Genomic DNA, 19781 nt, shown 5'->3' with positions numbered 1-19781 from the left:
CCCCCTTCGCGTTTCGTGCCGGTGTTCCGTTGCCGGGTCAGGCGGTGGCGCCCGCGACGGGCGTCGTGTGGACCGCGGCCACGGCGCGGTGCGACGGCAGGATGCGGCGGCGCTCGTCGTCGGCGTCGAGCCTGCCCGCGACCAGGTCGAGGAAGCGGTCGAGCTGGGTGGCCAGCGGCTCGCGGGCGGTGACCAGCTCCGGGATCTCGATCACGGTCTGCTGGCGGTAGCCGCGGCCCTCGGGGTCGGAGTCGTGGGAGATGTGCCGGTAGATGGTCACGTCCCGGCGCAGGAGGTCCACCTCGATGGTGCGCTCCAGCTCCTGGATGGTCAGCGACCGGACCTTGCGCTGGCCGAGCCGGCTCGCGGAGATCGTCGCGATGCCGCCGGACGGGAACGTGAGCAGCGTGTCCACCACGTCCTCCGCGCCGGGGGCGGACGCCGGGTGGAACTGGGCGATGCCGGCCGAGACGCGCTCGGGCTCCGCGCCGCCGAAGCACTGGATGGCCAGGTCCACGTCGTGCACCAGCAGGTCCCAGGCGACGCCGGTGCGGATGCGCGGCGCGTACGGCGAGTGCCGCGCGGCGGACACGTAGACCGGCTCCTCCAGCAGGCCGAGCGCGGTCATGACGGCCGGGTTGTACCGCTCCAGCAGGCCGCACATGATCGGCAGGCCCTTGCTCGCGGAGAGGTCGAGGACCTCCTCGGTCTGGGGCAGGCTCGCGCACACCGGCTTCTCCACCAGCAGCGGCTTGCCCAGCTCCAGCACCTCCAGCGCGAGGCCGTGGTGGCTCTCGGTGCTCGACGCCAGCACGACCGCGTCGATGCCGTCGAGGTCGCCCATCTCGGGCCGCCACGTCGTCTCGTGCTTGTCCGCGACCGCGCGGCCGATCTCCTCGCGCGGGTCCACGATCAGCGCCAGCTCGCACCGCTCGGACTGCGCGACCACGCGGGCGTGCAGCGAACCCATCGACCCGACGCCGACGACGGCGACCTTCGGCAGCGCGGTCATGCTCCGAGCACCTCTCGAACGGTGGTCACGATGGTGTCCAGGTCGGCCTCGGTCAGCTTGGGGTGCACCGGCAGCGACAGCGCCTGGCGCGCGACCCGCTCGGCGACCGGCACGTCGGAGGCGATCACGTTCGGGTTGTCCCGGTAGCAGTCGTAGTCGAACACCGTCTTCGGGTAGTAGATCCCGTTGCCGATGCCCTTCTCGGTCAGCTTCGCGGCGAACTCGTCGCGGCTGATCGGCGCGTCGTCGGTGACCAGCACGGTGTACTGGTGCCAGACGTGGGTGCGGCCGGGCAGCACGGCCGGGACCTGGAGGCCCTTGATGTCGGACAGGCCCTTGGTCAGCGCCTCGGCGTTGCGCCCGCGCGCCTCGGTGATCGACTGGAGCTGTTCGAGCTGGGGGATGCCGATGGCGGCGTGCACGTCGGTCATCCGGTAGTTGTGGCCGGCGACCTCGTACTGGTAGCGCTGCCGCATGCCCTGGTTGCGCAGCACCCGCAACCGGTCGGCGAGAGTGTCGTCGGCGGTGGTGATGACGCCGCCCTCGGCGGTGGTGATGTTCTTGGTGGCGTACAGCGAGAAGCAGCCGAGCCCGTAGCTGCCCGCGGGGCGGCCCTCGAAGGTCGCGCCGACGGCCTGCGCGGAGTCCTCCACGATGGCGAGGCCGTGCTCGCGCGCGATCGGCTCCAACGCGCCCATGTCGGCCATCTGCCCGTAGAGGTGCACCGGCATGAGGACCTTGGTGCGCGGCGTGACGGCGGCGGCGACGGCGGCCGGGTCGAGGCAGAAGTCGTCGTCGCGGATGTCCGCGAAGCGCGCGGTGGCGCCGGCTTCGAGGATCGCGTTGAGCGTGGCGACGAACGTGAACGGCGAGGTGACCACCTCGTCGCCCGGTTCGAGGTCGAGCACCTGCAGGCTGGCGACCAGCGCGGTCGTCCCGTTGTTCACCGCGACCGCGTGCGGCACGCCCGCGACGCCCGCGAAGGCGTCCTCGAAGCGCTTGACCATGGGGCCTTGGGCGATCGCACCCGACCTCAGGACCTCGACCACGAGCTGCTCGGCGGCAGCGACGTCAACCACAGTAATCGGGATCATGCAGCTTTCTCTCGCCTTCGGTGAGCCGGCTCAACGGGCTCGGTACAGTGCTGAGCAGCCCGCATCGCGGTGCCACGGTACCCGCACCGGTCCGGCGCCCCTTGTCGCGGGCCACTCCGGGAATCAGAACGGACGGCAGTGGCGAACCACATTCATCACACCGCGATCGTCGGCGACGGCGTGGAACTGGGCGACGGCGTCACCATCGGTCCGGGGGCGGTCGTGCTCGGCCCCGCGGTCGTGGAGGACGGCTGCTGGATCGGCCCCGGCTGCGTCGTCGGCACCCCGCCGGAGATCACCTCCGAGCCGCACAACCGGGCCTGGGACGGCGACCTGGCCCACCGCGGCGTGCACCTCGGCGAGGGCGTCGTGGTGCGCGAGCTGAGCACCATCCACCAGGGCAGCTACCGCCCCACCACGATCGGCGCGCGCTCGTGGCTGCTCAACCGCGTCTACGTGGCGCACGACTGCCTGGTCGGCACGGGCGTGACGCTGTCGGCGGGCACCTCGCTGGGCGGTCACGTCCTGGTCGGCGACGGCGTCACCGTCGGCATGAACGCCGTCGTGCACCAGCGCCGGGTCGTCGGGCCGGGCTCGATGGTCGGCATGGGCACGGCGGTGTCGCGGGACGTGCCGCCGTTCGCGAAGGCGTTCGGCAGCCCCGTCCGCCTGCACGGGGTCAACTCGGTCGGGATGAGCCGCGCCGGGTACGACGGGTCCGCCGTCGACGCGCTGCGCGCCGCCTACGCGGACGGCCGGCTCCCCGACCCGCTGCCCGCCGAGCTGGCCGAGGCGTTCGCCTGGTGGGCGGCGGCGGAACCGGCCAAGCCGCTCGCCGCCGCCCGGGGCTGAGCCGTCAGAACCAGCGTTCGAGCACCAGCGCCACGCCGTCCTCGGAGTTGGCGGCGGTGACCTCGTCGGCCGCGGCCAGCGCGTCCTCGTGCGCGTTGGCCATGGCCACGCCGTGCCCGGCCCACGTGAGCATCGGCACGTCGTTCGGCATGTCGCCGAACGCCAGCACGCCGCTCGCGGGCACGCCCAGCAGGTCGGCCACGGCCGCCAGGCCGGACGCCTTCGTCACGCCGGGCGCGGCGAACTCCAGCAGGCCTTCGTTGGTGGACCAGGTCAGGGCCACCGAGTCGCCGATGAGCGGCCCGGCGGCCCGGGCCATCTCGTCCGACGTCATGGCCGAGTGCCGGACCAGCAGCTTCACCGCGGGTTTGGCGAGCAGCTGGGCCCGCTGGTGGCCGGGCAGCGGCTGCGCGCCCTCGTCCCACGGGTGCAGGTAGTGCTCGTCGGCGATGAACTCGGCCTCGGCCGGGCGCAGCGCGGACTCGCCGACCCGCTCGGAGGCCAGCGCGCAGCCGGGCAGCGCCTCGTCCAGCACCGCGGCCAGGTCGGCGAGCTGCTCGGGCGTGAGCAGCTCGGCCGAGACCACGCGGTCCGCGCCGATGTCGTAGAGCACCGCGCCGTTCGAGCACACGGCGTAGCCGGTCAGGCCCGCCGCGGCGGCCACGTCCGGCACCCAGCGCGGCGGCCGGCCGGTGGCGAGCACGAACGGGACGTCCGCGGCGAGCACGCGGCCGACCAGGTCCGCGGTGCGCGGGCTGACCCGCCCCAGGGGTGTGAGGAGGGTGCCGTCGACGTCGGATGCCACAAGGGATGGTCTCTGCACCCCCACATGGTGCACTCCCGCGCGGAACACTCGGCTAACGTCGGGTGGTGCGCACTGGGATCGTGATCCTGCCCGAACACCGCTGGTGGATGGCCGAACACAAGTGGAAGGCCGCCGAGGAGTACGGCTTCCACCACGCCTGGACCTACGACCACCTGGGCTGGCGGTCGCTGGTGGACGGACCGTGGTTCGGCGCGGTCCCGACGCTGGCGGCGGCGGCCGCGGTGACGTCCACGATCAGGCTCGGCACGTTCGTCGCGTCGCCGAACTTCCGCCACCCGGTGCCGTTCGCGCGCGACCTGCTCGCCCTGGACGACCTCTCCGACGGCCGCTTCACGCTCGGCGTCGGGGCCGGCGGTGTGGGGTACGACACGCAGGTGATGGGCGACACGTCGCCGCGCGGCCGGCAGCGCCGGTTCGAGGAGTTCGTGACCGCGCTGGACCTGCTGCTGACCCGCGAGCGCACGACGTTCGGCGGCGAGCACTACGAGATCCGCGACGCCCGCAGCGCGCCCGGCTGCGTGCAGCGGCCGAGGTTGCCGTTCCTGGTCGCGGCGAACGGGCCGAAGGCGATGGCGGTCGCGGCGAGGTACGGCACGGGCTGGGTGACCACCGGGCCGGACACCGACGACGAGGCGGCCTGGTGGGCGGGCGTGGCGCAGCTGGTCGAGCGGTTCCGCGAGGTGCTGGACGGCATCGACCGGGAGAAGGCGTCCATCGACTTCCACCTCAACGCCGACTCGTGCCCGGTGTACTCGCTGACCAGCGTCGAGCACTTCCGGGACGTGGCCGGCCGGGCGCGCGAGCTGGGCTTCACCGACCTGGTCACGCACTGGCCCCGGGCCGACGGCGTGTACGCGGGCAGCGAGGCGGTGCTGGAGCGGGTGGCGGCCGACGTGTTGCCGGAGCTGGTGGGCCGCTAGCGTTCCCGCTCGTGCGACGAGTCGTGGTGATCGGTGGCGGGATCGTGGGGCTGGCGACCGCGCGGGACTTGGCCCGGCGCGGGCACGACGTGGTGGTGCTGGAGAAGGAGCCGCGCTGGGCGGCGCACCAGACCGGGCACAACAGCAACGTGGTGCACGCGGGCCTGTACTACAAGCCGGGGTCGTTGAAGGCGCGGATGTCCGTGGCGGGCAACGCCTCGATCGTCGCCTACGCCAAGGAGCACGGCGTCCCGGTGGACGTGTGCGGCAAGCTCGTCGTCGCCACCTCGCCGGACGAGGTGCCCCGGCTGGAGGCGCTGGCCGAGCGGGCGCGGGCGAACGGCGTGCCGGCCCGCCGGATCGGCGTGGACGAGGCGCGCGAGCACGAGCCCGAGGTGGCGGCGGTGGCCGCGCTGCGGGTGGAGAGCACCGGCGTCATCGACTTCCCGGCCGTGTGCGCGGCGCTCGTGCGCGAGCTGAACGGGCACGACCTGCGGCTGCACACGCCCGCGCTGGCGATCCGGCGCGCGCTCAGCGGCGGCGGGGTCGAGGTGGCCACCACGCGGGGCGTGGTGCGGGCGGACGCGCTGGTGAACTGCGCCGGCCTGCACAGCGACCGGGTGGCGCGGCTCGCGGGCGTGACGCCGTCGGCGACCATCGTGCCCTTCCGGGGCGAGTACTACGAGCTGCGGCACGACCGGCGGCGGCTGGTGCGCGGGCTCATCTACCCCGTGCCGGACCCGGCGCTGCCGTTCCTCGGGGTGCACCTGACCCGGATGCTCGACGGCAGCGTGCACGCCGGGCCGAACGCCGTGCTCGCGCTGCGCCGCGAGGGCTACCGGTGGCGGGACGTGTCGCCGGCGGACGTGCTCGACGTGGCCCGGTTCCCCGGCGCCTGGCGGCTGGCCCGCCGGTTCGCCCGGACGGGGGCGGAGGAGGTGCTGAGGTCGTTGTCGCGCAAGCGGTTCGCGGCGAGCCTGGCCCGGCTCGTGCCCGCCATCCGGGAGGACGACCTGGTGCGCGCGGGGGCGGGCGTGCGGGCGCAGGCGATGCGCGCCGACGGCACCCTGGTGGACGACTTCCTCATCGACACCGCGCCGCGGCAGGTGCACGTGCTCAACGCGCCCTCACCCGCCGCGACCTCGGCGTTGGAGATCGGCCGGCACGTCGCCGACCGGGTGGAGCTCAGCTGGTCCTGAGCGCGCCCAGGAACGCGTCGAACGCGCCCCGGCCGAACTCCAGCACCGGACCGCCGGGGTTCTTCGTGTCGAGGACCCCGGTCCGCTCGCCGACCGCCACCGCAACGCAGGCGCTCGCGGTGTTGCTGGCGCTGGAGGTGAGGTACACCCGCCCGTCCCGGACCAGTCGCTTCCTCATGTTCCCCTCACCGCTCGGATGAACTCGCCCGACTCCTCGACCGAGAGGGCGTGGGCCGCCGCGTCGTCCCACACCGCTCGCAACCGCGCGACCCCTGCCGCATCCTCCACCGGGCTCAGCCCCACGAGACTGTCCACATAGGCGGAACCCATCTCGTCGGCGGGGAAGTCGTAGATGATCAGTGTCCCAGACAGGGCACCGTAGGCACCAGCGCCATTCGGGATCACCTGGATGGTCACATTGGGCAGCCCCGCCGCCTCCAGCAGGTAGTCCCACTGGCGCACCATGGTGTCCCGGCCGCCGATCTCCCGGCGCAACGCCGCCTCGTCGATGAGCGCGTGCAGGACGAGCGGATCGGGCTCGCGGCGCAGCAGTCCCTGCCGGTCGAGGCGTTCGGGCGCGGCCCGCTCCTCCCAGTTCTCGCCGGGCAGCAGGAACCTGTTGCCCACCGCCACCGCCGAGGCGTAGTCGCTCGTCTGCAGCAGACCGGGGATCAGCACCGCGTCGATGGTCCGCTCGACCACGGCCTCGGTCTCGTCGCGGCGGAAGCGGAGGTAGCTCTTGGGCAGCGACGCGGCGTGCTCGATGGGCACCGCCTCGTCATCGGCGACCTCCCAGAGCATCATCGCGCGTTCGCGTTCCTCGTCGCTGACCTTGAGCACCGACAGGATGGCGAAGAAGAGCGCCCACCTCGGCCGTGCCTCCCCCGCGATCATCCGGCTCCAGGTCGAGCGCGAGGTGCGGACCTCCTTGATGATCTCCTCGGCCTTCAGGCCCGACTTCTCGCGGTACTGCTCCATGAGTGCGCCGAGCTTGCGCTTGCCGCGCGTGGTCCCTACTGCCATTGGCTCACCTTAGCGACTCTGCGTAGTCAACATTCACCACGACATCACCCTGTTGAAAGGGGAAGTTTTGCACATGTCGAACGCTACTGTGTCGGCATGGATCGTGTGGTGAGGGGCGTGCGGGCCTGCATGGCGAAGGGCGCGGTCGAGGACGCGGCGACGCTGCTGCTGCACCTGTGGGCCGAAGCGCCGGACGCGGACGGGCTGCCGGAGCTGAGCGTGGAGCTGGCGGACCGGTTCCCGCTGTCGGAGTCGGCGGCCGAGGTGCTGCGCGCCGGCGCGGTGACCGGCGCGGGACGGGGCCGGTTCGAGGTCGCCGCCCGGTTGGCGGCGCGGGAGCTGGGGGTGTGGCGGGCGCGGTGCCAGGCCGACCCGACGCCCGCGGCGCTGGCCGGGCACGTGGCGGCGCTGGACGTGCTGGCGAGCGTGCGCCGGGCGCTCGGCGAGGCGGACGCGGCGGCGGCGTGCCTGGCCGAGGTCGTGGAGTGGCAGTACGACCACGGCGAGCGGGCGGGCGTGGCCTGGGCGTTGCGGGAGCTGGGCACGCTCGCGATCGAGGCGGGCGAGCTGGACCGGGCGGCGGCGCGGCTCACCCGGGCCGTGCGGCTGTACGGCGAGCAGGCGGACGAGCCGCCGGTGCGGTTGGCGCGCGGCGGGTGCCGGGTGCTGCTGGGGTGCGTCCGGTGGGCCCAGGGCAACCCGGCGTCGGCGCGGGTGCAGCTGGAGGCGGCGCTGGCCGACTTCGGCGACCACGACGCGGCCGTGGAGGTGCTGCGCCTGCTGGAGGCGCTGGACTCGGGCGACGAGCTGCCGGAGTCGGTGCCCCTCGGCGCGGAGTTCGGCCGGCTCAGTTGGGTGTGACGCGACGGGGTGAACCGGTGCGCGTGGCCGGGCGGGCGCGGGCGGCGGAACCGACGATGGGCGCGTCACCGCCGTCCGTCGGAAGGCCCGCCGATGCCCGCCCGTTCACGTCGACGCGTGCTGCCCCTGCTGCTCCTGACCTCGGCCCTGCTGGCCGGCACGGTCACCGCCCCGGCGTCCGCCGCCGTGTACGACTTCTGCGTCGGACCGGCGTGCGAGGACGCCCGGGAGGCGCTCGAGTACTGGGAGGGCGAGGGGCTGCCCGCGCGCCGCGTCACCAACGTCCTGCCCGGTGACCGGTGCTACACCGGCGGCGGGACCTTCGGCAACCTGGAGGGGCAGCTGCCGGCCGAGGACCGCGGTGCCTACCGCGAGTTCGACGTCTACCCCCGCCCCTGCGGGCAGGGGCGGGACGCGCACCGGATCGTGGTCAACCACGAAACCCTCGTCACCTGGTACACCGGCGACCACTACCGCGACTTCCACCGCCTCTGAAGCCGCCGCGCGCCCTCAGACCGGCTTGAGGACGTCGAGCCCGAGGAACGGCCGCAACGCCTGCGGGACGACGACCGAGCCGTCGGCCTGCTGGTGGTTCTCCAGGATGGCCACGATCCACCGGGTGGTGGCCAGGGTGCCGTTGAGCGTGGCGGCGATCTGCGGCTTGCCGTTCTCGTCCCGGTAGCGCACGTTGAGCCGGCGGGCCTGGAACGTGGTGCAGTTCGACGTCGAGGTCAGCTCCCGGTACGCCTGCTGGGTCGGGATCCACGCCTCGCAGTCGAACTTGCGCGCGGCGGACGTGCCGAGGTCGCCGGCGGCGGTGTCGATGACCCGGTACGGGACCTCGATCTTGGCCAGCATCTCCTCTTCCCAGGCCAGCAGCTTGGCGTGCTCGGCCTCGGCGTCCTCCGGCCGGACGTAGGAGAACATCTCGACCTTGTTGAACTGGTGCACGCGGATGATGCCGCGGGTGTCCTTGCCGTACGAGCCCGCCTCGCGCCGGTAGCACGACGACCAGCCCGCGTACCGCTTCGGGCCGTCCAGGATCTCGTCGGCGTGGTAGCCCGCCAGCGGCACCTCCGACGTGCCGACCAGGTACAGGTCGTCGGCTTCGAGCCGGTAGACCTCGCTGGAGTGCGCGCCGAGGAACCCGGTGCCCGCCATGATCTCGGGCCGGACCAGGGTGGGCGTGATCATGAGCCGGAACCCGGCCGCGGTGGCCTGGGCGACGGCCATGTTGAGCAGCGCCAGCTCCAGCTGCGCGCCCACGCCGGTGAGGAAGTAGAACCGCGAGCCCGACACCTTCGCGCCGCGCTCCATGTCGATCGCGCCGAGCCGCAGGCCCAGGTCCAGGTGGTCGACGGGCTCGAAGTCGAACGCGCGGGGCTCGCCGACGTGCTTGAGCACGACGTAGTCGTCCTCGCCGCCCTCGGGCGCGTCGGGGTGGACCACGTTCGGCACGGCGCGGTGCAGCTCGTCCAGCTCGGCCTCGGCGGCGGACTGCTCGGCCTCGGCGGCCTTGACCTCGGCGGCCAGCTCCTTGCCCTTGGCCAGCAGCGCGTCGCGCTCCTCGCCCTTGGCGCGGCCGACCTGCTTGCCGAACGCCTTCTGCTCGCCGCGCAGCGCATCGGCGCGGGCGATGGCGGCCCGGCGGCGCTCGTCGGCGGACAGCAGCGCGTCGACCACGGTCTCGTCCTCGCCCCGCGCGCGTTGCGACGCGCGGACGGCTTCCGGGTTCTCGCGCAGTGCCTTGAGGTCAATCACACCGGGAAGGGTAGTACCCGGCGCGAACCGGTTTGCACGACGTCGGGCCCGGATGTCGGGCTCGGACGTCGGGCTCGGACGTCGGGCCGGGACGTCGGGCCGGGCTGTCGGACCCCGCCGGCAGGATGCCCGCGTGGTTGAACGAGCGAACGACGAGCCCGACCTGCCCGCGGACCTGGTGGCGGAGGTCGAGGAGTACGCGCGGGGCGTGGTCCACGGCGGCTTCACCGCGCTGGACGACGCGGTCGAGGCCGTGGCGGACTGCTTCGAGGACCAGGCCCCGGTCACGCCGGCGGTCGCGCGGGCGGTCGTGGAACGGGTGTGGCGGGAGCGCTCCGCCGAGCAGGCCGGCTGGCCGGCGAGCACGGACGTGGACCGGCTGCTCGCCGCGTTCGAGGCGCTGGACCGGGACGGGATCGTGGCCCGCGCCGACTTCACGTGCTGCCAGACGTGCGGGCACGCCGAGATCGGCGACGAGGCGGAGGGCGACGCGCGCGGGTACGTGTTCTTCCACCGCCAGGACACCGAGAGCGCCGTGGCGGGCGGTGAGGTGTGGCTCGCGTACGGCTCGCTGGGCGAGTCGGCCGACCCCGCGGCGGCCGACGAGTCCGTGGGCCGCGAGGTGGTGGCGGCGCTGACCGCGGGCGGGCTGCCGGTGGTGTGGGACGGGTCGGTGCGCACCCGGATCAAGGTGGGCCCGATCGCCTGGCGGAAGCGGCTGCCGGTGGCCTGACCGGGCCGGTGACGACGAGGGGCGCGCCCGACCGGCGGGCGCGCCCCTCGTCGCGGCGGTGGTCGGGTGCTACGAGATGGCGACGGCGACCACGAGGCCGAGCGCGACGTGCGCGGCGGCCACGACGACGCTGGCCGGCGCGAACCGGTCGGACTCGATCAGGGAGCCGATGTCGAGCCGGGTCACCCACTCCAGCAGCCGGACCGCGAGCACCTGCACGATGATCCCGACGAACCCGAAGATCAGCGCGGACAGCAGGCCCTCGGCCAGCTTGCCGCCGGAGGACCAGATCGCGACCACGACGATCAGCGCCATGCTCACCAGGCCGGCCGAGGTGACGATGACCGCGTTCGGTGCGCCGCCGCGCACCAGGGCGCTCAGCTTGCCGGGCGTGGTCCAGTCGATGGCGTAGAAGCCGAAGACCATCAGCACCAGGCCGACGATCGCGTACAGGGCGATCGCGCCGATGCCTTGGCCGATGGCGCTGCCGAAGCCGGGGTCCAACGCGAGTGGGGGAATCACTGGCCCTCCGTGGTGTGCGGGGTTGATCGGTGGTGCCGCCGGTGAAGGATCCGGTGACGGGACGGGTCGGGCGGTGTCGACGCGCGGCGCCCGAACGGGTTACGGGTGGGTCATTCGACGATCCTGTGCGGCACGAACGCCGCGCCGTCGTCGGTGACCAGGCCGACGGTCTCCCGGATGCCCAGGCCCGCCGAGGCGTCGCCGACGACCCACGCGCCGAGCGCCGGCCGGTAGCCGTCGAACTCGGGCAGCGGGTCGAACAGCTGGTAGACGAACCCCTCCTTGCCGTAGACCCCGCCGGTCTGGGTCTCGTAGCCGGGGGCGACGATCTGGATGTTCTGGCCCTCGCGGCCCAGCCGCGGCTTGCGCACGTACTCGGTGAGCAGGCCGGGGTCGTCCAGGAACGCGGGCAGCAGGTTCGGGTGGCCGGGGTACATCTCCCACAGCACCGCGAGCAGCGCCTTGTTGGACAGCAGCATCTTCCACAGCGGCTCGACCCACAGCGTGCCGGGCAGGCTCTCCACGGCGTAGCGGCCGAACTGCTCGTCGACCACCCACTCCCACGGGTAGAGCTTCACGACCGTGCCCATCGGGGCCTCTTCGAGGTCCACGAACCGGCGCAGCAGCGGGTCCCAGCCGATCTCCTCGATGGCCAGCCCGACCGTGTCCATGCCCGCCTCGGCGGCGGTCTCCTGCAGGTAGGCCACGGTGACGTGGTCCTCGCCGGAGGGGTCCGCGCCGGACCAGGTGAAGTGCAGCTCGTTGGACGGCAGCCGGCCGCCGATCTCGGTCCAGCGCTCGACCAGCTTCTCGTGGATGGAGTTCCACTGGTCGTCGTCGGGGAAGACGTCGGTCTTCCAGTTCCACTGGACGACCGACGCCTCCAGCAGCGAGGTGGGCGTGTCGGCGTTGTACTCCAGCAGCTTGGCCGGGCCGCGCCCGTCGTAGCGCAGGTCGAACCGCCCGTACACGTGCGGGTCGCGGCGCTTCCACGACTCGGCGATCGCGGGCCACAGCCACTCGTTGATGCCGAAGTCGCGGTAGCGCTCGGTGAGCACCACGTTGTCCACGGCCTCCAGGCACATGTTGTGCAGCAGCTCGACGTCCGCCTCCAGCGACAGCACGTCGCTCATGTCGAAGACGTAGTGCGCCGACTCGTCCCAGTACGGGCGCGGGCTGCCGTCCGCGGCCGTCGCCGGCGCGCCGAACACGAGCCCCTGCTCGGAGACGGTGCGCTGCCAGTGGGGCCGGGGCGCGGAGGTCTCACGACGCACTCAGCTGCCCCCGCTCTTGCTGCCGCCGGACACGCCGAACCCGCCGCGCTGCACGACCGTGCCGGACTTGGTGCTGATGTTCGCGCCCTTGGGCATCGTGTAGCTGCCGCCGCTGACCTTCTGGCCGACCGGGGTGCTCGGGCCGCCGTAGTGGTAGCGGTAGGAGCTGCCGCCGATGTAGATGAACCCGCCGCTGACGTACCCGCCGTGGGAGCGGGCGTAGTTCTCGTCGCAGTACTGGTCCTCGACCACCACGTCGTCGCGCGTGCACTGCGCCTCGACGTCGTCGGGGCTGGACACGGCGTACCAGATGGCGACCACGCCGACCACGCCGGCGGCCACGCCACCACCGACGAGCAGGCGCTTGCGCAGCTTCCGGCGGCGCGCCTCCTCGGCCTCGACCGCGAGCTGCTGCTCGCGCTGCTGCTCGATCGCGGCGGCGCGGGCGCGCTGCTCGGCGAGCGTCGGCGGGCGCGGCTTGGTGCGGCCGGGCTCCTGGTTGCGGATCTGGCCCCGGCCGGCCGGAGGTGACGCCTGCTCCGTCGGCGGCACGTACGGCGGCGGCGTCGCGCCACCGTCGCGCGATCCCGGCGCGCCCGGTCCGTTCGGCTCGTTCGGCCCGCCCTGACCGGGCGTGCCGGCGTTACCGGTGTTGTCGTTCTCAGTCATCAGCCACTCCCGGCGGGGACGGTACAGAGGTCTGCCGCCGAACGGGTGACGAGTGTCCCAAAAGCAACACTCGAGAACCCGCCCGATCGGCCCTTCGGGCTACACAGGCATCATGGAGTAGATGTCCGGGACGACGCGCTGGTTTCGTCGGGGTGACCACATGGTCATGCTCGGCGCGTTCGCGGGCGCGTTCGCCCTGCTCGCCCTGAGCACCTTCACCTCGTGGCCGGTGGGCGGCGGCACCCCGGTCACGTCCACGGTGGTGAACCCCGTCATGGCAGCTCAGGCGGGTGATTGCCTCAACTGGACGAAGAAGGACCTCTCCGACGTGGAGAAGGTCGACTGCGCCGCCCAGCACCTCTTCGAGGTCACCGGTGTGGCGGACATCTCCGCTGCTCACGGCCCCGGTTCCCCGTTCCCGGACGACGCGCGGTGGCAGGAGATCAGCCAGGAGCGGTGCGGGAAGATGTCGCTGGACTACCTCGGCGGCAAGTTCGACCCGTTCGGCAAGTACACCGTGGGTCCGCTCAACCCGGGCGAGCGGCTGTGGGCCGAGGGCGAGCGGACGCTGCGCTGCGGGCTCCAGGTCGCCGGGCCGGCGGGCGGGCTGCTGCCCGCCTACGGGACCGCCCGGACGCAGGACCAGTCCGACGTCTACGACCCCGGCGTGTGCCTGGGCATCACCGAGACGGGGTCCGTGGCCGACCCGGTGGACTGCGCGAAGCCCCACACGTTCGAGATCACCGGCGTGGTGGCGATGCCGCCGGGCGAGTACCCGCCGCCGGAGCAGCAGGACCAGCTGATGGTCGGCGAGTGCAACCGGATCACCGCCGAGTACACCGGCGGCGCGGACCTCAAGGCCCGCGGCCTCATCGTGACCTGGGACACCCGGGCCCCGGAGAGCTGGGCGGCCGGGTCGCGGCTCGCGAACTGCAAGGTGGGCGCGCAGCCGACGGCGAACGTGCTGACCGCGTGGGAGGGCAGCGTGCGCAACCCGAACGCTCCGCCGCTGACCACGTCGAACCCGCCGCAGACGACCGCCGTGCAGCAGGAGGAGGCGACCGGCGCGCCGCTGCACTCGGGGACGAACAGCAGCTCCGCCCCGCCGCCGTCGTCGGGCACGAACCCGTCGGAGCCGGAGGAGACGACGACCACGACGACCACGGCCACGACGACCCGGTAAGGGGCTCAGCCCCAGCCCAGCTCGTGCAGCCGCTCGTCGGAGATGCCGAAGTGGTGGCCGACCTCGTGGACCACGGTGACGGCGATCTGCTCGACCAGGTCGTCCACGTCGTGGCAGTACCGCAGCAGCGGTCCCCGGTAGATGAAGATGTGGTCCGGGAGGCCGCCCGAGTAGTCGGTGGTGCGGCGGGTCAGCGAGACCCCCTGGTACAGGCCCAGGAGGTTCGGGCTGCCGGGCGGGGGTTCGTCCTCCACCAGCACCACGACGTTGCTCATGGCCTGCGTCAGCTCCGGCGGGATGAGGTCGAGGGCGTCGGCAACGTGTTCCTCGAACTCACGGCGCGTCATCTCCACGCCACCCATTGTGCGCCCGGCGCGGCCGGGGTGATCACCGCCGACTGGACTCCGGGCGGACTCCGCTGAGGGCGAACACCGGCCGTTCAGCCGTCGACCACGTCCACGCCGGTCCACGACGTGCAGCGCCAGGTGTCGGCGGCGCGTTCCAGCACCACCCGCCCGGTGTTGGGCAGCAGGCCCGCCTCGGCCAGCGCGGGGGTCACGTTGCGGGCCAGCGCGAGCGCGGCCATGCGCAGCGACGCGCCGTGGCTGACCAGCACGACCGTGTCGTCGTCGCGGTGCCGGGCGGCGACCTTGTCCACCGCCGCCAGGTAGCGGTCGAGCACCTGGCGGCCGCTCTCGCCGCCGGGCAGCGGGACGTCCAGGTCGCCCTCGGCCCACCGCTTGACCACGTCGATGAAGACCTCGAACGCCTCCCGGTCGTGCCGCCCCTCCAGGTCGCCGCAGAAGATCTCCTGCACCCCGTCCAGGACCTCGACGTCCAGGCCGTGCGCCGCCGCCACCGGCGCGGCGGTCTGCTGCGCCCGGATCGCCGTGCTGGCGTAGACGGCGGCGACGGGTTCGGCGGCCAGCGATGCGGCCAGCGCGGCGGCCTGCGCCACGCCCGCCTCGGTCAGCGGCGGGCCGGGTGGCAGCGAGTCCAGCGCCATCTTCACGTTCGACGCCGTCTCGCCGTGTCTGACCAGGATCAACCTCACGCGCCGTGCCCCCTCCGGATGGTCTCGACCCACTCGGCCGCCGCCACGAACTCCTCGTTGCCCGCCACCGCGCCGCCCGGCTCGGCCTTCGGGTACGAGCCGAGGAACCGGGTCTGCGGGCAGTGCCGGTGCAGCGCGGCCAGCGCGTCGCCCACCCTGGGCTCGGCCACGTGGCCGTCGAGGTCGATGTAGAAGCGGTACTCCCCCAGCCTGCCCTTGGTCGGCCGCGACTCGATGCGGGTCAGGTTGATGCCGCGCAGCGCGAGTTCGACCAGCAGGTCCGACAGCGCGCCGATCCGGTCGGCCGCCGTGCAGACGACGGACGTGCGGTCGTGGCCGGTGGGCCCGGGCAGCGCGCCGGGCGGGCGGACCAGCAGGAACCGGGTCTTGGCGTCGCGCACGTCGGCCACGTCGGTGGCCAGCACCTCCAGCGGGTAGTGCCGCACGGCCACCGGGGCGCTCACCGCGGCGTCGAACGCGCCGTCCAGCACGGCCCGCGCGGCGGCGGCGGTCGACGTGGTGGAGACGACCTCGGCCTCCGGCAGGTGCTCGGCGAGCCAGTGCCGGACCTGCGCCAGCGCGTGCGGGTGGCTGGCGACCGTGCGCACGGGACCGCCGCCGGGCCGCACCAGCACGCTGAACCGCACCGGCAGCACCGCCTCGGCGACCGCGACCAGGGGTTCGCCCTCGGTCAGCGCGTCCATCGTGGCCGGCACCGCGCCCTCCACCGAGTTCTCCACCGGCACGCACGCCGACTGCGTCCGGCCCTCCCGGGTGGCGGCCAGCGCGGCGGGCACGGTGTCGAACGGGACCAGCTCCTGCTGCGGAGAGGCGAAGCCGCGTGCGGCCTGCTCGGTGAAGGTTCCCTGCGGTCCGAAGTAGGCGAGCACGGCCGCAACGATACGAGGACCACGTCGGGTGACGGGCGTTGAGGCGAGGATCACCCGCCTGGCGGGTGCCCGCCCCCGTTCCGCACCAACCGGTTCTCCTGGAATGCTGGGTGATGTGTCCGCCGCCGATACGGAGGGTGAGATCAACGCTCCGGTAGCAGTTCCCCGTCTGGTGTTGTGCGCCGTCGACGAACCGCTGGCCCGTGCCTGGCTCGCGGTGGCCGAGGGCAGGACAGGCGTCGAGGTGCACCGGGGCTCGGTGCTCGACATCGTCGCCGAGGCCGTGGTGAGCCCCGCGAACTCGTCCGGCTGGATGCGCGGGGGCATCGACGCGGTGTACGCCCGCGCGTTCCCCCTGGTGGAGGGCCACGTGCGCAGTGCCGTGCTCGGGTTGCACGGCGGCGAGCTGCCGGTGGGCGAGGCGCTGGTCGTGCCGACCGGCGAGCCGCAGCCGGAGTGGCTCATCAGCGCGCCGACCATGCGGCTGCCCGGTGAGCTGCTGCCCGGCGACACCGTGCACCCGTACCTGGCCGCGCGGGCCGTGCTGCGGCTGTGGTCGGCCGGCCGGCTGGACGACGGCAGGCCGCTGCGCGAGGTGGTCCGCACGATCGCCATGCCCGGCCTGGGCACGGGCGTCGGCGGGGTCGCCCCGCAGACGTGCGCCCGCCAGGTCGCGGCCGCGTGGGACGAGGTGTTCAGCCCGCTGCCCAGCCGGTGAGTTGTGCACAAGTTGTGGACAGCCCGGCCGGGACCTGTGGACAACTAGCGCGGCGCGACCCAACGCTCCAGGTCCAGTTCGTCGGTCATGGGGATGCCGTACCCGCCGACGCTGGGGATCTCCGGTTTGAGCCGGCGTGCCTCGCGCACCGCGTCGGGGCGCAGCGCGGTGAGCCGGAAGCCGCGGCGCTGGCAGAAGCGCAGGGCGTCGAGGTTGTCGTTGGTCGTGGTCAGCCGGACCCGCGAGCACCCGAGCTGGCGGGCGCGGTGCACGGCGGCGTCGACCAGCGAGGTGCCGACGCCCCGGCCTCTTCGCAGGGCGTCCATGGTGACGATCTCCAGGTGGCCGTCGGCGGCGGCGTAGGTGAGCAGCCCGACCACCTGGTCCTGCTGCTCCACCAGGAACCCGGGGAGGCTCGCGGGGAAGAACACCTGGCCGTGGGCGACCGCGGTGTGCGCGCCCCACAGCTCCAGCACCAGCCTGCCGACGACGATCCGGTCGGCTTCCTCGATCGCGCGTACGAGCATTCCTGCACTGTCTTGGCGTCCGAGCGCGGTGGGTACCGGCATTCGACCTATGGTTGGTTCGTGCCGGTGCGAGTGTTGCTCGTAGACGACCACGAGGTGGTGCGCAGGGGGCTGCGCGAACTCCTGGAGGACGAGGACGACATCTCCGTGGTCGCCGAGGCGGGCGGGGTGGGCGAGGCCCTGGTGCGGGCCGCCGCGACCAGGCCCGACGTGGCCGTGGTGGACGTGCGGCTGCCCGACGGGGGCGGCGTCGAGCTGTGCCGGCGGCTGCGCGCCCTGGAGGGCGGCCCGAGGTGCCTGGTGCTGACCGCGTTCGACGACGAGGAGGCGCTGGTCGGCGCGATCATGGCGGGCGCGTCGGGGTACCTGCTGAAGCAGGTGCGCGGGCAGGACCTGGTGACGGCGGTGCGCGAGGTGGCGGCCGGCCGGTCGCTGCTGGACCCGCAGACGACGGCCCGCGTCCTGGACCGCCTGCGGCGGCCCGCCGAGGTGGACGTGCTGGACGCGTTGACCGAGCAGGAGCGGCGGGTGCTGGACCTGATCGGGGAGGGCCTGACGAACCGGCAGATCGCCGAGCGGCTGTTCCTGGCCGAGAAGACGGTGAAGAACTACGTCACCGCGGTGCTGTCGAAGCTGGGCATGGAACGCCGCACCCAGGCCGCCGCCTGGGTGGCCCGCCGTTCGCGCTGACGCGGCCCGGCGCGCTTGTGTGGGCTCCTTCATGAGCAGGTCGACGCCGATCCCGCATACTGTCTGGACCAGTCGCACTACGAGACGAAGACGAGGGTAGAGCGACACCGGGATCGGAACCGGCTCGAGAACGGCCCGGTCGGAGGGAGCGCACGCGATATGGCTGATCGCCTGAGGTTCATTGGAGCTTCGGGATTTGCCGCCGTCGGTGAGAGGTATCCCAGAAAAGACGACGCCAAGAGTTGGCTGGTCTGGCACCTGACGCATTACGAGAATCTGCGGGACATTCACCGTTCAGGAGCCCTCATCGCCGGAGCAAAGCCTCGCGTGAGCATCGCACTACAAAGTGTCACGTCGCGACGACCTTACATCAATGTACTTCCCGACTCGAATTATCCGGCCGGGAAGACAGTCTCCGACCACGTGCCATTTTATTTTGCCGCGAAGTCTCCAATGCTCTTCACCGTCACCAGAGGACATCAAGATTATATGGGTGGAGCGGAGCCGTTGGTGCTCCTTGGCACGAGTGTCGGCACCGTGATCGACGCCGGACTCCAGTGGTGCGCAAGCGATCAAAATGCCGCCATCGATGTGGTCGGGTTCACCCGCGACGACCTGACGCTTGGCGAATTCATTGATTTTCCACTGATGCGGCAGAAGTACTGGAACTCAACACCTGAAGACCCCCAGCGCCGCAGCAGGCGGGCCGCAGAGTTCCTCGTACTAGATCGGGTTCCACTGGAACTGATATCACATGTTATCACCAAGAGCGCCGCAACAATGGACAAGGTCCACGCAATTCTACCGTATTCCGGCACGAGAGTTCACCTCGTCGAGCCAGCATTCTACTTCTAGGAGGGTGGCCGTGATCATCGAACAACAAGGCGACCTGCTGGCTGCCGATGTGGACGCACTGGTGAATACAGTGAACTGTGTCGGAGTCATGGGCAAAGGTTTGGCACTGCAGTTCAAGAACAGGTACCCCGAAAACTTCGACGCATACGCACGCGCCTGCAAAAAGGGGGAGGTTCAACTCGGTCGGATGTACGTGGTGGAGCTACCGTCGCTGGTGGGGCCGCGCTACATCGTGAACTTCCCAACGAAGGGTCACTGGAAGGCCAAATCGCGGCTGACGGACATCAAAGACGGCCTCGCGGACTTGGCCGATGTGATCGCCAGACTCGGAATCAAGTCGATCGCGATCCCTGCGCTGGGTTCGGGTAATGGCGGGCTCGACTGGCAGGAAGTTGAACCGGCTATTTTCTCGTTCGCCACCGACCTGACCGGCGTTGAAGTACATCTCTACCCTCCCAGCAAGGAGCACCGAAGCCTCGCACCGAAGCCGCTGCGAATGACCTGGGGACGAGCAGCTTTGGTGCAACTCATCGAGAACTATGCACGGGCCCGCCAATCCGTCGAACCTTGGGAGTCGTTTACCGGTGCCTCACACCTAGAGATTCAGAAGCTGACGTACTTCGCGCAGCTATTCCTACCCCAATTCAACTTGAAGTTTGAGCAGGGGCGATACGGGCCGTACAGTGAGAGGACTCGCCACCTCGTCCAGGAAATGGAAGGAACATTTTTGCGTGGATTCGGTGACGGCACATCAGCTGTGCTCGATTTGACACCTGTCGAGCCCACAGAACTGGGAGTCAACGCCGCCGCGAGCTATGTAGCCGAGGCCGCACCCGACCGTGACATTCCAGGTCAAATCATCGAACCGGTAATGGAGACCATCAAGGGCTACGAAGGACCGTACACCCTTGAACTCCTGGCAAGCACCCACTGGGCTTCGGTCAATGGCGCGAGTAACCCCGAATGTGCCTGGGAGTTCATTCAGCAATGGACGCCACGCAAACGAAGGCTATTCACGCGTAAGCACGTCGAAAATGCGTGGAGCAAGTTGGAGTCGGTCGAGCTGATCAAGGTGACTGCAGTATAGCTCGTTCCACCGGCCGCCGAGGTCCTTCCCT

24 protein-coding genes are annotated in these 19781 nt (G+C 71.7%); 11 read left to right on the top strand and 13 right to left on the bottom strand.

The features are described 5' to 3' along the window. Positions 1–37: 37 nt before the first annotated feature. Positions 38–1012: a Gfo/Idh/MocA family protein gene (locus ACWEFJ_RS29565; RefSeq protein WP_378095404.1), complete on the bottom strand. Its 975-nt coding sequence runs from the start codon at positions 1010–1012 to the stop codon at positions 38–40. Beyond that, positions 1009–2106 (bottom strand): DegT/DnrJ/EryC1/StrS family aminotransferase, encoded by a 1098-nt coding sequence (locus ACWEFJ_RS29560; RefSeq protein ID WP_378095402.1) that lies wholly within the window; start codon positions 2104–2106, stop codon positions 1009–1011. Before ACWEFJ_RS29560 ends, ACWEFJ_RS29565 begins: the two co-directional genes overlap by 4 nt. A 138-nt stretch (positions 2107–2244) precedes the next feature. Between ACWEFJ_RS29560 and ACWEFJ_RS29555 the strand changes: the two genes are divergently transcribed. Further along, positions 2245–2958 (top strand): UDP-N-acetylglucosamine acyltransferase, encoded by a 714-nt coding sequence (locus tag ACWEFJ_RS29555; protein ID WP_378095400.1) that lies wholly within the window; start codon positions 2245–2247, stop codon positions 2956–2958. Positions 2959–2962: 4 nt separating this feature from the next. Here the strand turns inward: ACWEFJ_RS29555 and ACWEFJ_RS29550 are convergent, their stop codons facing one another. After that, positions 2963–3781: a Cof-type HAD-IIB family hydrolase gene (locus ACWEFJ_RS29550; RefSeq protein ID WP_449715705.1), complete on the bottom strand. Its 819-nt coding sequence runs from the start codon at positions 3779–3781 to the stop codon at positions 2963–2965. A gap of 47 nt (positions 3782–3828) precedes the next feature. Between ACWEFJ_RS29550 and ACWEFJ_RS29545 the strand changes: the two genes are divergently transcribed. Further along, the gene (locus ACWEFJ_RS29545; RefSeq protein ID WP_378095396.1) at positions 3829–4704 is read left to right on the top strand and encodes an LLM class flavin-dependent oxidoreductase; all 876 of its coding nucleotides are present in this window, start codon (positions 3829–3831) and stop codon (positions 4702–4704) included. Between the two features lie 11 nt (positions 4705–4715). Next, a complete protein-coding gene (lhgO, locus tag ACWEFJ_RS29540) occupies positions 4716–5903 on the top strand; it encodes an L-2-hydroxyglutarate oxidase (protein WP_449715704.1) in 1188 nt (395 codons plus the stop codon). Here lhgO and ACWEFJ_RS29535 read toward each other — a convergent pair. After that, on the bottom strand, positions 5890–6081 hold the full coding sequence (locus tag ACWEFJ_RS29535; RefSeq protein ID WP_449715703.1) for a DUF397 domain-containing protein: 192 nt from the start codon (positions 6079–6081) through the stop codon (positions 5890–5892). The two genes, lhgO and ACWEFJ_RS29535, sit on opposite strands and share 14 nt — an antisense overlap. Beyond that, complete coding sequence (locus tag ACWEFJ_RS29530; protein ID WP_449715702.1) at positions 6078–6926, bottom strand: helix-turn-helix domain-containing protein; 849 nt, start codon at positions 6924–6926, stop codon at positions 6078–6080. Before ACWEFJ_RS29530 ends, ACWEFJ_RS29535 begins: the two co-directional genes overlap by 4 nt. Positions 6927–7022: 96 nt before the next feature. Here ACWEFJ_RS29530 and ACWEFJ_RS29525 point away from each other — a divergent pair, with 96 nt between their 5' ends. Then, on the top strand, positions 7023–7787 hold the full coding sequence (locus tag ACWEFJ_RS29525) for a tetratricopeptide repeat protein (protein ID WP_378095388.1): 765 nt from the start codon (positions 7023–7025) through the stop codon (positions 7785–7787). A 117-nt stretch (positions 7788–7904) separates the two neighbouring features. Then, complete coding sequence (locus tag ACWEFJ_RS29520; protein WP_449715701.1) at positions 7905–8282, top strand: ribonuclease domain-containing protein; 378 nt, start codon at positions 7905–7907, stop codon at positions 8280–8282. Between the two features lie 15 nt (positions 8283–8297). Here ACWEFJ_RS29520 and serS read toward each other — a convergent pair whose 3' ends face one another. Further along, positions 8298–9548 carry a serine--tRNA ligase gene (gene serS / locus ACWEFJ_RS29515; protein ID WP_449715700.1) on the bottom strand — a complete coding sequence of 417 codons (1251 nt, stop codon included), beginning with the start codon at positions 9546–9548 and terminating at the stop codon, positions 8298–8300. 133 nt (positions 9549–9681) lie between these two features. On the opposite strand from serS, the gene ACWEFJ_RS29510 reads away from it, so the two are divergent. Next, positions 9682–10281, top strand: a complete 600-nt coding sequence (locus ACWEFJ_RS29510; protein ID WP_449715699.1) for a DUF6891 domain-containing protein — start codon at positions 9682–9684, stop codon at positions 10279–10281. Positions 10282–10350: 69 nt separating this feature from the next. Here ACWEFJ_RS29510 and ACWEFJ_RS29505 read toward each other — a convergent pair whose 3' ends face one another. From ACWEFJ_RS29505 to ACWEFJ_RS29495, 3 genes are all read right to left on the bottom strand, one after another. Continuing rightward, the gene (locus ACWEFJ_RS29505) at positions 10351–10803 is read right to left on the bottom strand and encodes a DUF350 domain-containing protein (RefSeq protein ID WP_378092109.1); all 453 of its coding nucleotides are present in this window, start codon (positions 10801–10803) and stop codon (positions 10351–10353) included. A 110-nt stretch (positions 10804–10913) separates the two neighbouring features. Further along, positions 10914–12077: a glutathionylspermidine synthase family protein gene (locus ACWEFJ_RS29500; protein WP_378092107.1), complete on the bottom strand. Its 1164-nt coding sequence runs from the start codon at positions 12075–12077 to the stop codon at positions 10914–10916. Then, complete coding sequence (locus ACWEFJ_RS29495; protein ID WP_378092105.1) at positions 12078–12746, bottom strand: hypothetical protein; 669 nt, start codon at positions 12744–12746, stop codon at positions 12078–12080. A 121-nt stretch (positions 12747–12867) separates the two neighbouring features. Between ACWEFJ_RS29495 and ACWEFJ_RS29490 the strand changes: the two genes are divergently transcribed. Further along, the gene (locus tag ACWEFJ_RS29490; protein WP_378092103.1) at positions 12868–13929 is read left to right on the top strand and encodes a septum formation family protein; all 1062 of its coding nucleotides are present in this window, start codon (positions 12868–12870) and stop codon (positions 13927–13929) included. A gap of 5 nt (positions 13930–13934) precedes the next feature. On the opposite strand, the gene ACWEFJ_RS29485 is transcribed toward ACWEFJ_RS29490, so the two are convergent. From ACWEFJ_RS29485 to pheA, 3 genes are all read right to left on the bottom strand, one after another. After that, positions 13935–14291 (bottom strand): metallopeptidase family protein, encoded by a 357-nt coding sequence (locus ACWEFJ_RS29485; RefSeq protein WP_378092101.1) that lies wholly within the window; start codon positions 14289–14291, stop codon positions 13935–13937. 77 nt (positions 14292–14368) lie between these two features. After that, the gene (locus tag ACWEFJ_RS29480) at positions 14369–14983 is read right to left on the bottom strand and encodes a histidine phosphatase family protein (RefSeq protein WP_449715698.1); all 615 of its coding nucleotides are present in this window, start codon (positions 14981–14983) and stop codon (positions 14369–14371) included. Further along, entirely contained in the window at positions 14980–15873 is an 894-nt protein-coding gene (gene pheA / locus ACWEFJ_RS29475) for a prephenate dehydratase (protein WP_449715697.1), read from the bottom strand. The genes ACWEFJ_RS29480 and pheA overlap by 4 nt, the downstream gene beginning before the upstream one ends. A 103-nt stretch (positions 15874–15976) precedes the next feature. On the opposite strand from pheA, the gene ACWEFJ_RS29470 reads away from it, so the two are divergent. Beyond that, on the top strand, positions 15977–16591 hold the full coding sequence (locus ACWEFJ_RS29470) for a macro domain-containing protein (protein WP_378092095.1): 615 nt from the start codon (positions 15977–15979) through the stop codon (positions 16589–16591). A 44-nt stretch (positions 16592–16635) separates the two neighbouring features. Here ACWEFJ_RS29470 and ACWEFJ_RS29465 read toward each other — a convergent pair whose 3' ends face one another. Continuing rightward, positions 16636–17118: a GNAT family N-acetyltransferase gene (locus tag ACWEFJ_RS29465; RefSeq protein WP_378092092.1), complete on the bottom strand. Its 483-nt coding sequence runs from the start codon at positions 17116–17118 to the stop codon at positions 16636–16638. A gap of 60 nt (positions 17119–17178) precedes the next feature. Here ACWEFJ_RS29465 and ACWEFJ_RS29460 point away from each other — a divergent pair, with 60 nt between their 5' ends. The 3 genes from ACWEFJ_RS29460 to darG all read left to right on the top strand — a co-directional run bounded on the left by ACWEFJ_RS29460 (position 17179) and on the right by darG (position 19750). Continuing rightward, a complete protein-coding gene (locus ACWEFJ_RS29460) occupies positions 17179–17808 on the top strand; it encodes a response regulator (protein WP_378092090.1) in 630 nt (209 codons plus the stop codon). Positions 17809–17967: 159 nt separating this feature from the next. Next, a complete protein-coding gene (locus tag ACWEFJ_RS29455) occupies positions 17968–18663 on the top strand; it encodes a DUF4433 domain-containing protein (protein WP_449715696.1) in 696 nt (231 codons plus the stop codon). Between the two features lie 10 nt (positions 18664–18673). After that, entirely contained in the window at positions 18674–19750 is a 1077-nt protein-coding gene (gene darG, locus ACWEFJ_RS29450; protein WP_449715695.1) for a type II toxin-antitoxin system antitoxin DNA ADP-ribosyl glycohydrolase DarG, read from the top strand. The last annotated feature ends 31 nt before the right edge of the window (positions 19751–19781 follow it).

The sequence above is a fragment of the Actinosynnema sp. NPDC004786 genome, assembly GCF_053601135.1.
The sequence above is the reverse complement of the archived record's forward strand: the minus strand, read 5'-3'. Positions and strand labels throughout refer to the sequence as shown.

What these genes read in the sequence shown, in the direction of transcription:
- ACWEFJ_RS29455 (WP_449715696.1), top strand. Translation starts at nt 17,968, where the DNA reads ATGGCTGATCGCCTGAGGTTCATTGGAGCTTCGGGATTTGCCGCCGTC.
- ACWEFJ_RS29525 (WP_378095388.1), top strand. Translation starts at nt 7,023, where the DNA reads ATGGATCGTGTGGTGAGGGGCGTGCGGGCCTGCATGGCGAAGGGCGCG.
- ACWEFJ_RS29535 (WP_449715703.1), bottom strand. Translation starts at nt 6,081, where the DNA reads ATGAGGAAGCGACTGGTCCGGGACGGGCGGGTGTACCTCACCTCCAGC.
- ACWEFJ_RS29560 (WP_378095402.1), bottom strand. Translation starts at nt 2,106, where the DNA reads ATGATCCCGATTACTGTGGTTGACGTCGCTGCCGCCGAGCAGCTCGTG.
- ACWEFJ_RS29470 (WP_378092095.1), top strand. Translation starts at nt 15,977, where the DNA reads ATGCTGGGTGATGTGTCCGCCGCCGATACGGAGGGTGAGATCAACGCT.
- ACWEFJ_RS29490 (WP_378092103.1), top strand. Translation starts at nt 12,868, where the DNA reads ATGTCCGGGACGACGCGCTGGTTTCGTCGGGGTGACCACATGGTCATG.
- ACWEFJ_RS29565 (WP_378095404.1), bottom strand. Translation starts at nt 1,012, where the DNA reads ATGACCGCGCTGCCGAAGGTCGCCGTCGTCGGCGTCGGGTCGATGGGT.
- ACWEFJ_RS29530 (WP_449715702.1), bottom strand. Translation starts at nt 6,926, where the DNA reads ATGGCAGTAGGGACCACGCGCGGCAAGCGCAAGCTCGGCGCACTCATG.
- ACWEFJ_RS29495 (WP_378092105.1), bottom strand. Translation starts at nt 12,746, where the DNA reads ATGACTGAGAACGACAACACCGGTAACGCCGGCACGCCCGGTCAGGGC.
- ACWEFJ_RS29485 (WP_378092101.1), bottom strand. Translation starts at nt 14,291, where the DNA reads ATGGGTGGCGTGGAGATGACGCGCCGTGAGTTCGAGGAACACGTTGCC.
- ACWEFJ_RS29465 (WP_378092092.1), bottom strand. Translation starts at nt 17,118, where the DNA reads ATGCTCGTACGCGCGATCGAGGAAGCCGACCGGATCGTCGTCGGCAGG.